General features: G+C 54.0%; 15 protein-coding genes and 1 tRNA gene. 14 read left to right on the forward strand and 2 right to left on the reverse strand.

Translation table 11 applies throughout. The annotated features are described in order from the left end of the window. Positions 1-199 precede the first annotated feature (199 nt). The 4 genes from IAD09_01100 to IAD09_01115 are packed head-to-tail and all read left to right on the forward strand — an operon-like array spanning position 200 to position 3,453. Positions 200-916 (forward strand): NTP transferase domain-containing protein, encoded by a 717-nt coding sequence (locus IAD09_01100; protein HIT80830.1) that lies wholly within the window; start codon positions 200-202, stop codon positions 914-916. Further along, the gene (locus IAD09_01105; protein ID HIT80831.1) at positions 913-1,767 is read left to right on the forward strand and encodes a hypothetical protein; all 855 of its coding nucleotides are present in this window, start codon (positions 913-915) and stop codon (positions 1,765-1,767) included. The genes IAD09_01100 and IAD09_01105 overlap by 4 nt, the downstream gene beginning before the upstream one ends. Before the next feature lies 1 nt (position 1,768). Beyond that, complete coding sequence (locus IAD09_01110) at positions 1,769-2,722, forward strand: CDP-alcohol phosphatidyltransferase family protein (protein ID HIT80832.1); 954 nt, start codon at positions 1,769-1,771, stop codon at positions 2,720-2,722. Beyond that, positions 2,719-3,453 (forward strand): HAD family hydrolase, encoded by a 735-nt coding sequence (locus IAD09_01115; GenBank protein ID HIT80833.1) that lies wholly within the window; start codon positions 2,719-2,721, stop codon positions 3,451-3,453. The genes IAD09_01110 and IAD09_01115 overlap by 4 nt, the downstream gene beginning before the upstream one ends. 198 nt (positions 3,454-3,651) lie before the next feature. On the opposite strand, the gene IAD09_01120 is transcribed toward IAD09_01115, so the two are convergent. Further along, a tRNA-Arg gene (locus tag IAD09_01120) sits at positions 3,652-3,725 on the reverse strand. 404 nt (positions 3,726-4,129) lie between these two features. On the opposite strand from IAD09_01120, the gene IAD09_01125 reads away from it, so the two are divergent. The 9 genes from IAD09_01125 to IAD09_01165 all read left to right on the forward strand — a co-directional run bounded on the left by IAD09_01125 (position 4,130) and on the right by IAD09_01165 (position 13,039). Beyond that, a complete protein-coding gene (locus IAD09_01125; GenBank protein HIT80834.1) occupies positions 4,130-4,774 on the forward strand; it encodes a 50S ribosomal protein L25/general stress protein Ctc in 645 nt (214 codons plus the stop codon). An 18-nt stretch (positions 4,775-4,792) separates the two neighbouring features. Further along, positions 4,793-5,356, forward strand: coding sequence for an aminoacyl-tRNA hydrolase (locus tag IAD09_01130; GenBank protein ID HIT80835.1), 564 nt, complete (start codon positions 4,793-4,795; stop codon positions 5,354-5,356). A gap of 4 nt (positions 5,357-5,360) precedes the next feature. After that, positions 5,361-5,819: an RNA-binding S4 domain-containing protein gene (locus IAD09_01135; GenBank protein HIT80836.1), complete on the forward strand. Its 459-nt coding sequence runs from the start codon at positions 5,361-5,363 to the stop codon at positions 5,817-5,819. A gap of 173 nt (positions 5,820-5,992) precedes the next feature. After that, positions 5,993-7,012, forward strand: a complete 1,020-nt coding sequence (locus IAD09_01140) for a branched-chain amino acid aminotransferase (GenBank protein ID HIT80837.1) — start codon at positions 5,993-5,995, stop codon at positions 7,010-7,012. Positions 7,013-7,031: 19 nt separating this feature from the next. Continuing rightward, positions 7,032-7,580 (forward strand): HD domain-containing protein, encoded by a 549-nt coding sequence (locus IAD09_01145; protein ID HIT80838.1) that lies wholly within the window; start codon positions 7,032-7,034, stop codon positions 7,578-7,580. Positions 7,581-7,652: 72 nt separating this feature from the next. After that, complete coding sequence (locus IAD09_01150; GenBank protein HIT80839.1) at positions 7,653-10,646, forward strand: LPS-assembly protein LptD; 2,994 nt, start codon at positions 7,653-7,655, stop codon at positions 10,644-10,646. Positions 10,647-10,751: 105 nt separating this feature from the next. Next, a complete protein-coding gene (galE, locus tag IAD09_01155) occupies positions 10,752-11,786 on the forward strand; it encodes a UDP-glucose 4-epimerase GalE (GenBank protein HIT80840.1) in 1,035 nt (344 codons plus the stop codon). 220 nt (positions 11,787-12,006) lie between these two features. Continuing rightward, positions 12,007-12,432, forward strand: a complete 426-nt coding sequence (locus tag IAD09_01160) for a transcriptional repressor (protein HIT80841.1) — start codon at positions 12,007-12,009, stop codon at positions 12,430-12,432. Positions 12,433-12,463: 31 nt separating this feature from the next. Further along, entirely contained in the window at positions 12,464-13,039 is a 576-nt protein-coding gene (locus tag IAD09_01165; protein ID HIT80842.1) for a rubrerythrin family protein, read from the forward strand. 215 nt (positions 13,040-13,254) lie between these two features. Here IAD09_01165 and rpiB read toward each other — a convergent pair whose 3' ends face one another. Further along, on the reverse strand, positions 13,255-13,707 hold the full coding sequence (rpiB, locus tag IAD09_01170) for a ribose 5-phosphate isomerase B (protein HIT80843.1): 453 nt from the start codon (positions 13,705-13,707) through the stop codon (positions 13,255-13,257). A 213-nt stretch (positions 13,708-13,920) separates the two neighbouring features. Between rpiB and IAD09_01175 the strand changes: the two genes are divergently transcribed. Continuing rightward, positions 13,921-16,572, forward strand: coding sequence for an AsmA family protein (locus IAD09_01175; protein HIT80844.1), 2,652 nt, complete (start codon positions 13,921-13,923; stop codon positions 16,570-16,572). The last annotated feature ends 14 nt before the right edge of the window (positions 16,573-16,586 follow it).

A 16,586-nucleotide genomic window follows, 5' to 3' on the forward strand; every position in this document is an offset into this window, starting at 1 on the left:
TTGGCCGGAGATTTGTTCTCAAATTCGGCAATCTGAATAATTTATTGGATTATTCCGACGAATTTATCTAATTTTGTATGCCGATAACCGGAGCCCCTCCACGTCACTCATCGGGAAGTGCCTCAAATACATTGTACAACAATCATTATAATCCCTGACACGTTTTGTCGGCAAAACAGAAATCGGGAACAACAACAGAATGGAATATGCCATCATAGCGGCCGGAGAAGGGTCGCGTCTCGCCCAAGAAGGGGTCGCTTGGCCCAAACCGCTGGTACCGGTATGCGGCGAGCCCCTGCTCGACCGCCTGTGTCGAATATTCGCCGCAAACGGGGCATCGCGCATACACATCATTATCAATGAAGAACGCGACGAAGTGCGCCGCCACGTCGAGGGGCTCCAAGACCGGTATCCGATACGCCTCCTCATAAAAAACACGCCCAGTTCGATGCACAGTTTCCACGAACTGGCCGCAGGCATCACCGCCGACCGTTTCTGCCTCACAACGGTCGACCCCGTTTTCGACGAAGAAGAATTTTCCCGATATATCGGCACCTTTTGCAACGACACGTCGCTCGACGCCTATATGGCCGTAACCGACTTTATCGACGACGAAAAGCCCCTCTATGTCAAGACCGATGAAGAAATGCGCATCAGAGCATTCAACGACACGCATACCGGCAACAGTCTTTATGTCTCGGGAGGCATCTATGCGTTCACCCAAGCTGTGGTGCCGGTATTGCGGCAAGGTATCGCAACAGGCATGTCGCGCATGCGCAACTTCCAAAGGGCCCTCCTCTCGGCCGGCTTGCGTGTAAAAGCACACCCTTTTTCCTGCATCATCGACATCGACCATGCAGCCGACATCACCAAGGCCGAATCGTTTCTCCTCACCCACAAACGTCCTACGCCATGAACCATTCCTGTGCCGGCATAAGCCGGGCAAGCCGATTCTCTCCCAATCGTGAATGCCACGATGCCGCCGTTTTTGTCCTCACAGCCGAATACCTGCGAGAGGAAGGGTGGCAGGTCGAGCTTTTTACCGAGGAGTCTTTCCTGACGAGCCGTGACGACCGGCCATACATCTTCCACATGGCCCGAGGGTGTGAAACGCTCGACCGTCTCAAAGAACTGGAAGACAACCACGCCTCGGTCATAAACACGACACCCAGTATCAGGAACTGCCGCCGCGACCGTCTCACCAGTATCTTGCTGCAAAACGGCATTCCTTATCCCGACAGCTTCATCATCGATACCACCGGCTCCATCGAAGAGCGTTTGCGCCAAAAGGGAATGGAGTCGTGCTGGCTGAAACGAAGCGACGCCCACACGACACACCCCGAAGACATCGGGTTTGCCCCGACCGCCGACGCCGCCCGGCGCCTGCTCGCCTCCTTCGCCGCCCGAGGCATCGGCCAAGTAATCGTGAACCGCCATCTGCCGGGCGATGTCATAAAATTCTACGGCGTGGAGGGTGAACCGTTTTTCTACTGGTGCTATCCCACAAGCAAGGGCCTCGACAAATTCGGCAACGAACGCATCAACGGGACGACGACCCGAATCCCGTTTGAAGAAGAGGCTTTGCGCGACATCGCTTCTCATGCCGCCCGGCTCCTGGGTCTCTGCATCTATGGCGGAGACGCCATCGTCTCACCCGACGGGTCGGTATATCTTGTCGACATAAACGACTGGCCGAGTTTCTCGCCCTGCCTCCACGAGGCGGTAGCGCACATCGGCCGGGCCATCATAAAAAATTTCACTCGCTAACATGTCTGCCCAACCAACCAACACCCCGGCCTCTCCCCGGAAACGCCCCTCACTGGCATCGACACTGAAATCGCGCGATACCGAAGAGACGTTCGACCTGATTTTCTATCGCCCCATCGGTTATGTGTGGGCACTGCTTTGCCGCCGGCTGGGCATCGTCCCCAACGCGGTAACCATCGTGGCCATCATTCTGGGAACCGCCGGCGGCATCTTGTTGGGGTTTGGGACGCTCTCCCTCACCCTGTGGGCCATCGCCTTGATTGTCCTGGCCAACTCACTCGACAGCGCCGACGGCCAGCTGGCCCGCATGACCGGCCAATACTCGCGACTGGGTCGTTTCCTCGACGGCATGTGCGGCGACATCTGGTTCATTGCCATATACGTCTCGGTGGCCTACCGCATCTCCGTCGAAACAGACTGGGGCATCTTTTCTTGGCCGCTGGGCGTGATTACCGGCGTGTTCCACGCCAAACAGGCGGCAATGGCCGACTATTACCGCAACTTCCATCTCTTTATCCTCAAAGGAAAAGCGCAAAGCGAATGGGACGAATCGGTCCAACTCGCCGTCACCTACCGCAACACGCCGTGGTTTCCCCATCTCTTTGCCAAACTTTCGGCACTTTCTTATTGGAGGTACACCCGCGAACAAGAGCGTTCCACCCCCGCCCTGCAACGACTCCGCCGGCTGCTCGACAGCCGCTACGGCGACGAGTGGCCCCTGCCGTTGCGCGAGGCATTCCGGCAGAAGAGCAAGCCGCTGATGAAGTACACCAACATTCTCTCCTTCAACACCCGCATCTTTGTCCTCTTTGCCGTCATGCTGCTCAACAAGCCGCTCTACTATTTTCTTTTCGAACTCACGGTCATGAATCTCATACTGGGGTATATGATTTGGCGCCACGAACGCATTTGCAAGGAATTCATTGCCAAAATAGAAAAAGGAGAAACGATATGAATGGCACAACCGTCAAAGGGATTCTTTTCGACTTCGGGGGGACACTCGACACCAACGGCACTCACTGGGGCATCGTATTGCAAGAGGCATACCGCGATGCCGGTTTTACACTCGACGAGGCGGCATTCAGAGAGATGTATGTGCAAGGCGAACGCCAACTGGCCGCCCGTCCCGTCATCTCCGACCAAGACACATTCGACATCGTGTTGCAAAAAAAGCTCGACCTCGAATGTGCATACGGCATCGCCCACGGTTTTCTACCCGATGAGCCCGCGACCCGCACACGCATCGCCGGCATCGCCTGGCACTGTTATGAATCGGCCCTTGAAAACACCCGCCGGGCAGCCGAACTCCTGCGAAAACTGCAAACCGGTTACCGGCTGGCGCTGGTCTCGAATTTCTACGGCAACTTGCAGGCGGTACTGGCCGATTTCAACTTGACCGAGTGCTTCGAAGCGGTCATCGAATCGGCCCGGGTCGGCGTGCGCAAACCCGACCCGGCCATCTTCGCACTCGCACTCGACACCTTGCATCTCGCCCCGTCCGAGGTTGTCGTCGTGGGCGACAGCTACAAAAACGACATCGCTCCCGCTCTCGCGCTGGGTATTACTCCGATTTGGCTCAAAGGACGCGGTTGGGACGAGAACGATGCCCACCGCACGGCGCCCCACATCATCGGCGACCTGGGCGAGCTCGCCGACGTGTTGCAGAACCGGCCCGACGCAAGGTGACCACCCGCCGGGGAAATGGCCATACGCCGTGCGACAAATCTTCCCTCAGAAATACAACACAGGAAGCCGGCAAGAAGAATCACCCCCACCCATTCTCAAACGTGGCGGCAGCCGGGGCGGGAATCCACCCCGCAAAAAAACAAGTCAAAGATGAGAAAACAAAAAAAGGAGACAACCCTTGGCTGTCTCCTTTCAAGGTGATCGAGGAGGGATTCGAACCCTCGACCCACAGCTTAGAAGGCTGTTGCTCTATCCAGCTGAGCTACCCGACCGGCCACTCTTTCAGAATGCATAACCCTAAAAAAGCGTTGCAAAGGTAAGTGATTATATTGTAAACACCAAATCCGCATTCGTTTTTTTGACAAAGCCGCCACACGGGCGTGCAAGTCTCCGGTTTTTCGGCAGGGCAGAAAAGGGCATCGGTTTCCACGCGACAATCCGCGCCGACGACCGGGGCTGCCACACCCCGTTCCTGCCGGCAAAAGCAGGAGCACCAAGACGGCACACTTCCGCCCCCAAAGGGAGCAAATAAAGAAAACCGCCGATATTCAGCGAGAAAACTGTTGGAGATACCAAAAAAAACACCTACCTTTGCGGTGCTTTTTTAAGTATTCCGTGCGATGGGAAATTAAGAAGCTTATAATCTTAATTTTGAGTAACACAAAAACCAAACAAAATGAAAACATTCCAATTAGTAGGAACCCCCAGAACCGACTTGGGCAAAAAGGCTGTAAAAGCCTTGCGCAAAAACGACCTCATTCCTGCCGTACTCAATGGCGGAGAAGTATTTAACCTCCCCTACACCGGCACGCTGAAAGAAGGCGAGAAAATCGTAGAAATCGGCAACAACCAAGGTCTCATCGTTACCGACTTTGCCGTTTCGACCAACGCCGTTCGCAAACTGGTCTTCACCCCCGAAATCTTCGTAGTCGAACTCACCATCGGTGAAAAGAAAGTGATGGCTGTCGTCAAAGACATACAATTCCACCCGGTAGAAGAGAGAATCCTCCACATGGACTTCCTCGAAGTTACCGAGAAGAAACCCGTGGTAATGGAAGTTCCCGTTGCCCTCGAAGGTCACTCCGAAGGTGTGAAAGCCGGTGGTAAACTGAGCCTCGAAATGAGAAAGCTCAAAGTAAAAGCCATTTACACCGCCATTCCCGAGAAAATGGTCATCAATGTCGACAACCTCGGTTTGGGCAAAACCATGCAAGTGGGCGACCTGCACTTCGACGGTCTCGAAATCATGAACGCCAAGAACGCCGTGGTATGCGCAGTGAAACTGACCCGCGCCGCCCGTGGTGCCGCTGCCAAAGCCTAATAACAAGGACAAGACAGCATGAAATACCTGATTGTAGGCCTGGGCAACATCGGAGACGAATATGCTGCCACCCGGCACAACATAGGTTTCAGAGTATTGGACGCCTTAGCCAAGGCGTCCAATCTCGTTTTTGAAGACAAGCGATATGGCTTCGTGACCCAAATGCGACTCAAAGGCCACATTCTTACGCTGCTGAAACCTTCGACCTATATGAACCTCAGCGGCAACGCCGTGCGCTATTGGTTGCAAAAGGAGAACATCCCCGTCGAAAACCTCCTTGTCGTAGTCGACGACCTCGCCCTCCCGTTCGGCACCCTGCGCCTGAAACCCCGTGGAAGCGACGCCGGGCACAACGGGCTGAAACACATACAACAAATCCTCGGCTCCGACGCCTACGCCCGCCTGCGTTTTGGCATCGGCAACGACTTTCCCCGTGGCGGACAGGTCGACTTCGTCTTGGGCACCTTCCCGCCCGAAGAAGAACAGCTACTGCCCGAACGGCTCGAACGTGCCGGCGAAATCATCAAGGAATTCTGCCTGTCGGGCATACAAAATGCCATGAACCATTACAACAACAAATAGCACCATGCCGAAAAAAGAGGGAGAAATAAGGCTCGACAAATTCCTGTGGGCGACCCGCATCTTCAAAACCCGCACCATCGCCACCGAAGCCTGCAAAAAAGGGCGCGTGTCGATAGGCGGTGCCAATGCCAAACCGTCACGCCCGGTGCAGATAGGCGAAATCATCGAGGTACGCAAGCCACCCATCACCTACTCCTTCAAGGTCCTGGACCTGGCCGAAAACCGCATGGGAGCCAAACTGGTGCCGCAATACCTCGAAAACGTAACACCTCCCGAGCAATATGAACTCATAGAGATGATACGCCTCAGCGGTTTTGTCAACCGGGCCAAAGGCGAAGGTCGCCCCACCAAGCGAGACGGACGCGAGTTGAAAAAATTTACCGACGAATGCTACTACGGTCCCTCGCCCGAAGAGAACGACGACTTCGATTTCGATTTTGACATGGACGACCTCAACCCCTAAAAAGTTGAGGTCGTTCTCGTTGTTATCGCTCCCGGCAAGCCGGTCCAAAAGACAAGGGGGCTCAAAACATTATAAGACATCACCACAAAAAAGAGGCAAAAAAAGAGCGATTTTTGGCAAAAAGTTTTACCTTTGTGACTCTCTATAAGTAAAACCCTAAAAATAAAAACATCATGAAAGATATAGATTGGTCGAACCTTCCGTTCGGATACATGCGCACCGACTATAATGTACGCTGCTACTACCGCAACGGGGCATGGGGCGAGTTGGAACTCTGCTCCGAAGAAACCATCAACCTGCACATGGCCGCCACAAGCCTCCACTACGGACAAGAAGGTTTTGAAGGTCTGAAAGCCTATCGCGGCCAAGACGGCAAGATACGCATCTTCCGTCCCGAAGCCAACGCCGAGCGTCTGCAAAGCACCTGCCGCGGCATACTCATGCCCGAATTGCCCACCGAGTTGTTTGTCAACGCCGTGAAGAAAGTGGTCAAAGCCAACGAACGCTTTATCCCGCCCTACGAAAGCGGAGCCGCCCTCTACATACGACCGCTGCTCATCGGCATCAGCGCCCAAGTGGGAGTACACCCCGCCAGCGAATACCTCTTCGTGGTGTTTGTAACCCCCGTAGGGCCATACTTCAAAGGCGGATTCGCCACCAACCCCTACGTCATCATTCGCGAGTTCGACCGTTCGGCCCCTCTCGGCACCGGCATCTACAAAGTCGGCGGCAACTACGCGGCCAGCTTGCGTGCCAACAAAATGGCGCATGACTTGGGCTACTCCTGCGAATTCTACCTCGACGCCAAAGAGAAAAAATACATCGACGAATGCGGTGCGGCCAACTTCTTCGGCATCAAAGACAACACCTACATCACCCCGCTGTCGACCTCGATTCTGCCCTCCATCACCAACCGCAGCCTCATGCAGCTGGCCGAAGACCTGGGCATGAAAGTCGAACGTCGTCCCGTTCCCGAGGAAGAACTGGCCACCTTCGAAGAAGCCGGCGCCTGCGGAACCGCCGCCGTCATCAGCCCCATCGAGCGCATCGACGACCTCGAAAACAAGAAATCGTATGTCATCGCCAAAGACGGCAAGCCCGGCCCCGTGTGCACCAAGCTCTACAACAAGCTGCGCGCAATCCAGTATGGCGACGAGCCCGACACGCACAACTGGGTAACCATCTTGGACTAAAAACAAAAAACGCACCGAAATGGACCCGTTTACCCTCATCGACAAATACTACACCAAAGGCACAAAGCTCTATGACATACTGGTCACGCACAGCCGGAAAGTAGCCGAGAAAGCAATAGAAATAGCCCGCTTGCACCCGGAACTTGATGCCGACGAGACCTTTCTCCACGAAGCGGCCATGCTGCACGACATAGGCATCTACCTCACCCATGCCCCCGACATCGCCTGTTTCGGCACCCGCCCCTACATCTGTCACGGCTCGTTGGGCAGCGAATTGCTCAAAAACGAAGGGTTACCCCGACATGCCTTGGTGTGCGAGCGGCACACGGGAGCAGGGCTCTCACTCGACGACATCATCAGAGAAAACCTGCCCATTCCCCATCGCGACATGTTGCCGATAAGCATCGAGGAACAAATCATCTGCTACGCCGACAAATTTTACACCAAATCGGAACCCGACTGCGAAAAAACACCCGAAGAAATCAGACGGAGCCTGTCGAAATACGGAGAGGCATCGGTAAAACGATTTGAGCAATGGGACTTATCTTTCTCATCTAAAAATTATTAAAACATCTGCCCGACACCCCAATGTCGGGCAGATTGCCTATCTTTGCGGACGGATTGCCCACACAAGAAGTGAATGCCACCGAAATATAAGATTTTCTACCTCATACTCTTCTTTCTCGGATTATTCTCTACCGCCATCTCGGCTGCCACAGATAGTCACGAGAGCACCAGCGGCATATCCCGTCATGACATCGAAGCCTATCACGCTTACCTGAGCACACTCTACGCGCCAAGCGCCGAAAGCGTCGGCAAGGAACGGAAACGGAGAAAAGACAAAAAAAGCGAACTGGCCGACTCGACCGCGACGGTCGACACGGCCCTGCAAACGACCGGCCCCCTTCGGCAAGAACCGGTCGACACGGCCACGGCAGGCTCGGCACTTTCCCGCGGCGGCCTCATCTCCGACACCACAAACCGGGCAAGCACCCCCTCCGACTCGACATTCTCCCTCGTAGCCGACACGACCGGCATCGGGCTCGACACCACGTCCCTGGCACCCGACACGGCCGCCACCGACTCGGCCCGCGCACCGCGCAAAGAGGCGTTCGAAGACGTCATCACCTACCATGCCAACGACTCGGCCGTCTTCACCAGCAACAACATGGGATTCCTTTTCGGCGGCGGCGTCGTAACCTATCAAACGATGGAACTTACCGCCGACGAGATGCACATGGACATGGACAGCAGCCAGATTTTCGCGACCGGGCGTCCCGACTCCGTGGGTGACATCGTGGGCAAACCCATATTCAAAGACCCCAGCGGCGAGTATGAGACCTCGACGATGAAATACAACTTCGACACACAGAAGGCATTCATCACCAACGTCATCACCCAACAAGGCGAAGGATTCCTCACGGGCGGCAAAACCAAAAAGAACCCCGACGACTCCTACTTCCTCAAAGACGGGAAATACACGACTTGCGACAACCACGAACACCCGCACTTCTACCTGCAACTGACCAAGGCCAAGATGCGACCCAAGAAAGACGTCGTGGCCGGTCCCGCCTACATGGTGCTGGGCGGCGTACCGCTACCGCTGGCCATACCGTTCGGATATTTTCCCTTTTCCGAGAAATACAGTTCGGGTATCATCATGCCCACCTTCGGAGACGAAAGCGCCCGAGGGTTTTACCTGCGCGACGGCGGCTACTATTTCGCCATCAACGACTACATCGACCTGGCACTTACCGGGGAGATTTACACCAAAGGGTCATGGGGCATCAACGCCCAGTCGGCCTATGTAAAACGGTATAAATTCTCGGGCAACTTCTTCATCAGCTACCTCGTCACCATACTGGGCGACAAAGGAATGCCCGACTACTCGAAACAGACCAACTTCAAGCTCACCTGGTCGCACACCCAAGACCGCAAGGCCAACCCCAACCTCACCTTCTCGTCGAGCGTGAACTTTGCCACCAGCGGTTACAGCCACAACAACCTGACCAACTACGGCAACTCCACGGCCTTCACCAACAACACGACCAGTTCGACCGTGAGCCTCTCCTACAACATACCCAACTCTCCTTTCAGCTTCGCCCTCACGGCAAACGTGACGCAACGCAACTCCGACTCCACCCTGAACGTCTCTTTCCCCAACCTCACCATCAACATGAGTCGCATTTACCCCTTCAAACGGAAAAACCGTGTAGGAAAAGAGAAATGGTACGAGAAAATCAGCCTCAACTACTCGGGAAACTTCAAGAACTCGATACAGACCAAGCAAAACCAGTTCCTCAAATCGAATCTTATCAAGGATTGGAGCAACGGCATGCAGCACAACATACCGATATCGGCCACGTTCACGGCATTCAAATATATCAACATCACCCCGTCGTTCTCCTTCACCGACCGCATGTATACCAACCGCGTCATGCAGTCCTGGGACCCGCGCACCTCATCGGTCGTCAGAGATACGACCTACGGTTTTTACAACGTATATAACTACTCGTTCAGCGTGAGCGCACAGACCAAACTCTACGGTTACTACCGCCCGTTGCCCTTCATCGGGAAGAAAATCCCCATGATACGCCACGTCCTCACCCCCACCGTGCGTTTCTCGGGAGCCCCCGACTTCGGTGCTTCACGCTATGGTTACTGGCAACGCTACATGCGCATCAACTCCGACGGCACCCCCGAAGAGGTCTACTATTCACCCTTCTCGGGCAGTTCCTACGGCGTGCCCGGTCGAGGCAAGACCGGCTCGGTGAGCCTCTCGGTGGCCAACAACCTCGAAATGAAAGTCAATACCGACAAAGACACTACGGGTGTGCGCAAAGTAAGCCTCATCGAAAATCTCTCGGCCAGCATGAGCTACAACATGGCGGCCGACTCACTCAATTGGAGCAACCTCAACACATCACTTCTCATCAAACTCACCAAGCAGTTCAACCTGCAAGTGAGCGCCGTCTTCGACCCCTACACCTACCAGCTCAGTTCCAACGGCTCACCCGTGAAAGTCAACGTGCCGCGCTGGAAAGCCGGCAAAGGGTTTGCCCGCCTGTCGAGTGCCGGCACCTCGTTTTCCTACACCTTCAACAACAGCACTTTCCAACGGAAAGATAAAAAGAACCAGCCTCAAAACGAGGAAGAACCCATCAACCCCGAAGATGAAATCCTCTCAAACGCCGACCAAATAACCGAATCGGAGAATAACGAGTCGAAAGAGAAAGATGAACCCATGAAGATGCGCGACGGGTATATGGTGTGGGAAGTCCCGTGGAGCTTGTCGATCAACTACTCCATCAATTACAGCTACGGCAACTTCAACAAGGAGAAAATGGAATATGACGGCCGCATCAACCAGAACCTGAGTATTTCGGGCAACATTCAGCCCACCAAGAACTGGTCGTTCTCCTTCTCGGCCAGCTACAACTTCGTAACCAAACGCCTGGCTTACATGAACTGCAACATCACCCGCGACATGCACTGCTGGTCGATGAGTGCCAGCCTCATACCCGTGGGTGCGTTCAAGTCCTACAATTTCAGCATACGCGTAAAATCGTCGATACTCAGCGACCTGAAATACGACAAGAGCGGCAACTCCTACGACGCCCTCGACTGGTATTGACGATACTTTGCGACCGTCCCGCGAAAAAAGCGCCACCGCAACATCGATATTCGCACAGAAATTTTTACATTTGCCCTATCACCATCTAATCCTAATCTTGTCATCATGAAAGCAAAGATACTCGTCACCGGCGGTGCCGGATACATCGGGTCGCACACGACGGTCGAACTGCAAAATGCCGGTTATGAAGTGGTCATACTCGACAATCTCTCCAACTCCAACGCCGATGTCATCGACGGCATCGAACGCATCACAGGCACCCGTCCGGCCTTTGAGAAAATGGACATGCAAGACAAAGACGCCCTGCGGGCACTCTTTGAGAAACACCCGGGAATCAAAGGCGTCATCAATTTCGCGGCCAGCAAGGCCGTGGGCGAATCGGTCAAGAAACCGCTGCTTTACTACCGCAACAACCTCGTGACCATACTCAACCTGCTCGACCTCATGCCCGAATACGGGGTCGAAGCACTCGTCTTCTCGTCGTCGTGCACCGTCTACGGTCAACCCGACGTGCTGCCGGTCGACGAGTCGGCCCCCATAAAACCGGCATTGTCGCCCTACGGGAACACCAAACAGATATGTGAGGAAATCATCACCGACACGATACATGCGGGAGCCCCCTTCAAGTCGATACTGCTCCGCTATTTCAACCCCATCGGGGCTCACCCCAGCGCCGAAATCGGAGAGCTGCCTCTCGGCACGCCCCAAAACCTCTTGCCCTACATCACGCAGACGGCCATCGGCATACGGCCGCAACTGAGCGTCTTCGGCGATGACTACGCGACCCCCGACGGCTCGTGCATACGCGACTACATCAATGTTGTCGACCTGGCACAAGCCCATGTGAAAGCCATCGACCGCATGCTGGGAAACCAAAGCGACGAGAAGGTAGAGATTTTCAATCTCGGAACCGGCCAAGGAGTATCGGTATTCGAACTGATTCACACCTTCGAGGAGGCAACCGGCGTGAAACTCAACTACAAAATCGCACCGCGCCGCGAAGGCGACATCACCCAAGTGTGGGCCGACCCCCGGAAAGCCAACACGGTATTGGGGTGGAAAGCCGAAACCTCCCTGGCCGACACCCTGAAATCGGCTTGGAGATGGCAACTGCACCTGCGCGAAAAAGGCATCATGTAAAAAAGATTCTCCCCCATACGTTCTCACGGCGGGCCGCTCTTGACAATGAGCGGCCCGCCGTTTTTTCCCGTCCCGCCCCCTTGCGCACATCGGCTCCATGCCCCACAGCGGCGACATTTTTATCCGCCGCCGATTAACAATATATAACTAATTATTTTATTAGAACATTTCTTAGATTAGAATTATTATCGTATCTTTGCAACAAGAAAAAACAAGAGACATGAGCGACAACGACATCATAGAACTGTTCAGGGAAAAGAAACTGCGGCTCACACCGCAACGCATGAGCATCTATCGAGCCGTGCGGGAACTGCATCACCCGACAGCCGAAGAGGTATGGGAGCTCGTGCGCAAGAAAATTCCCGCCCTCACCGTCGCCACGGTCTACAACACCCTCGAATGCCTGGTCAACGCCGGGCTGGCCGAAAAGGTATTCACGCTCGACAACAAAATGTATTTCGACGCCGACACCCGGCCACACCAACACCTCTACGACAATCGCACCCACAACATCAGCGACCTGCACGAAAGCGGTCTCTCCGAGGTGATCCGGCGGCACATCGAGGGTCTCGAAGAACTGAAAGACTTCGAATTGGAAGACATAAAAATACAACTCATCGGCCACTACAACCGGCCGAAAAAATAACCCCGTTATTCACCCCATAACACTCACAATCATGAAAAGTATCAAAGGAACAAAGACCGAACAAAACCTGTTGAAATCGTTTGCCGGCGAATCGCAAGCACGCGGACGCTACGTCTATTTTGCCAGCATCGCCAAGAAAGAGGGATACGAGCAAATCTCGGCCATTTTCAGCGAAACCGCCGAACAGGAAAAAGAACACGCCAAACGCTTCTTTAAATTCCTCGAAGGAGGCATGGTGGAAATCACTGCCTCATTCCCCGCAGGCATTCTCTCGACCACCCTCGAAAACCTGAAAGCCGCTGCCGCCGGCGAGAACGAAGAGTGGAGCGAACTCTACCCCGAATTTGCCAAAGTGGCCGACGAAGAGGGATTCCCCGAAATAGCAGAAGCATGGCGCCGGATAGCCACCGTAGAAGCCGGGCACGAGGCCCGCTACCTCAAACTCTATGAACGTATGCTGAACGGCACCGTATTTGAAGATGAGGAAGAAATCGAATGGCAATGCCGCAACTGCGGATACATTCACAAAGGGAAAAAGGCTCCCGACATGTGCCCGGCCTGCCAACACCCGAAAGCCTATTTCGAGCGCAAAAAGAACAATTATTAAGCCGGGAGGGTTATATAGAAAAATCCTATCCCCTGCCATCGTGAGGGGAACCGTTAAGGTATTTATGTCACGATAAGGTAAAAAAAAGATTGTTTGCATCGACGAGGGGGATTACCGCGACAGCGATAATCCCCCTCACTTCTTATTTGAACTTCCTCCCACAAGTTTTGAGTCTACCATTTCAGGACACGCCGACTGCATAGGGAGCGGGAAATCTATTTTACGGGAATCTTTTCGATACGACGCTGGTGGCGCCCGCCTTCAAATGCGGTACGAAGGAACACTTCCACCACAGCCCGAGCCTCGTCGACAGAGATAAAACGGCCGGGCATGACACACACATTGGCATCATTATGCTGACGGGCCAGGCGGGAAATTTCTTCACACCAACAAAGGGCGGCCCGCACCCTCTGATGCTTGTTGAGGGTAATGTTGATACCGTTCCCACTCCCGCAAATGGCAATTCCGGGATAACATTCTCCCCTTTCTATGGCACCGGCCAAGGGGTGAGCATAATCGGCATAGTCGCAACTCTCCGACGAATAAGTACCAAAATCTTTGTAGGAGATGCCCCACTCGGTGAGCCAGGCCATCACATGCTGCTTCAACTCATATCCGGCATGGTCGCAGGCCAATCCTACCGGAATGCCGGGTTTCAAAATACTCATAATCAAGATTTTTTAATGACACCTATAAAAATCTCTTCAACGATACTTTCTTCCACAAAGGTAAAAGATAACAGGCACATAACCAAGAAAAAAGAAAATTTATCACTATTCGCGGCATATTGAATAGATTTAATCACTCTCCGACATGACATTACAGAAAAGTTTTGCTTATCTTTGAGACGTGCAATATCTATTCTTGAAAAACCGGTCATCATGAAAACATTCCTGAAAATCTTTGCCATCATTATCTTGGTCATTGTCGCACTGCTCATCGCCATACCCTTGATACTGAAAGGGAAACTGGCCGACATCGTAAAGGCCGAAGCCAACAAGATGCTCAATGCCAAGCTCGACTTTGAAGAACTCGACATCAGCCTGCTGCGCAACTTTCCCCAAGCCACGCTCGTGCTGAAAGAGCTGTCGCTCACGGGGGTCGGCGAATTTGAGGGCGACACCCTGGCAACTGCCGACGAGGTCGCAGCTGCCGTAAACCTGATGAGCCTCTTCGGCGACACCGGCTATGAAATCACCTACATCACCTTGGACCGGCCCAAAGTACAAGCCCTCATTCACTCCGGCGGAGCGGTAAATTGGGACATCATGAAACCCGACAGTACCGCCGCGGAAGAAAACCCGGCCGAAGAGGAAAGCAGCAGCTCGTTCGACCTGCAATTGCGGAAATTCCGCATCAAGGACGCCTGCATCGCCTACATCGACGAAGCGGGCGACATGGCCTTCTCCACAAACAAATTCAATCTTGCCCTCACCGGAAAACTGAGCGGAATGGAGACCGCCTTGCAATGCAAAGCCATGATGCAAGACATCAACTTTACCATGGAAGGGGTGAGGTATCTGCATCAAGCCGAACTGGAAGCTGAGCTGAAATTAATTGCCGACCTCGACAACTACAAATTCACTCTCGATGAGAACCATCTGCGTCTCAATGCCATAGAAACGACACTCGATGGTTGGGTGGCTCTTCCCGACGACGGCATCGAGATGGACATAAAACTGTCGACCCCGAAAATCAATTTCAAGGACATACTGTCGATGGTTCCGGCCATCTACCAAAACAACTTTGCCGACTTGCAAACCTCGGGTAACGTATCTCTCACGGCCGAAGCCAAAGGACGGTTCGACGACAACTCGCTGCCGGCCTTCGCCATCGCCCTTGATGTCGACAAAGCCAAAGTCTTCTACACCGGCATGCCCCGCTCTGTCGATGACATCGCCATTGCCCTGCGAGTAGCCAACAACGGCGGCGACCTCGACTTGACGACCATCGACGTCAACACGTTCAAGTTCACGTTTGCCGGCAACCCGTTTGCCTTGACCCTCCATGCCTCGCACCCGATGTCGGACTTACAGTTCAACGCCTCGGCCAACGGCACCATCAACCTCGGCGAAATCGAGCAAATCTATCCCTTGGGCGATTCCATTTCGCTGAACGGCATCATAACGACCGACATCACCCTCGCCGGCCGCATGTCGGACATCGAGAAGAAGAACTACCAAAACATCAAAGGCAAAGGCGACCTGTCCATCTCGAAGATGAGCCTCTCGCTCACGGGACTTCCGCCCATTGTGGTAACCCAAGCCGACGCCCAAATAACCCCCGAAGCCATGAGCCTGACCCGCTTTGACCTCACCGTAGGGAAAAGCGACGTGAAAGCCACCGGAAAAATAAGCAATTACCTGCCTTATGTCATGGCCGGAGGCACCCTGCAAGGAAACCTCACCCTCGCGTCGTCACAGCTCGACCTCAACGAATTCATGACCACCGAAGAGGGCTCAGGCAACGAAACAGAAACCGACACCCCCACACCCGACAACGACACCACCTCGCTCAGCGTCTTCGTCGTGCCCGAAAACTTGCAGCTCTCTTTACAGGCCCAAGTGAAAAAGATAATTTTCGGCGACATGGAGCTGAAAAACTTCGCAGGGAAAGTTTCGCTCAAAGAGGGGAGCTTGTCGTTGAACAATGTCGCAGTCGACGCCCTCGGCGGAAACATCTCGGCCAGCGGCTCTTACAGCACCGCCTCGTCGGCGACATCACCCGACGTCGCCCTGTCGCTACGCATCAAAGAAGCCTCTTTCAAAGAGACATTCGAGCAACTCGACCTCGTGCAGCAAATGGTACCGCTGTTTGCCAAGACCGGAGGCAATTACTCGATTACGGCCGACCTCAACACGCGCCTCGACCAACAGATGTCACCGATACTCAACAGCCTCTCGGCAAAAGGAACCCTGCAATCGAAAAACATCGAGATACAAAACCTTGAAGTTTTCGACCTGCTGGCCAACCTCCTGCAAAACGACAAGTTGCGCAAGGTCGAAGCCAAGGACATCAAAATCGCATTTACGATTACCGACGGCCGGGTACGGACCTCTCCTTTCGACCTGAAAATAGGAAACACCAAACTCACCCTCGCGGGAACCACGGGGCTCGACCAGACCATCGACTACACGGCCACCATCGACCTCAGCCAGGAGAAAGTCATCAGCGACTATGTGGGTGTCGTTGAAGCCCGCATCGGCGGCACCTTCACCAAACCGACCATAGACATCGACACCAAGGAAATCGTGAAGCAAGCCGTCACCAACAAAGTCGTCGAGGCCATTGCCGGGAAAGGCTCCACAGATGAACAAGTGGCCAACATACGGAAAAAAGCCGAAGAGGCCGGACGCCTACTGGTAGAAACGGCCGAAAGAGAAGGCGAGAAACTGGTGGAAAAAGCCTCGAACCCCCTGGCTAAAATTGCGGCCAAAGCCGCCAAAACGACCATGGTCGAAGAGGCCGAGAAACAAGCCAAGCAATTAGCCGATGAAGCCGAAAAACAGATACGTCAACTCAAAGGCGAATAATCGAAAACCGGCCA

Origin of the sequence: Candidatus Caccoplasma merdavium (assembly GCA_018715595.1) — a bacterium.
GTDB classification, from domain to species: domain Bacteria; phylum Bacteroidota; class Bacteroidia; order Bacteroidales; family UBA11471; genus Caccoplasma; species Caccoplasma merdavium.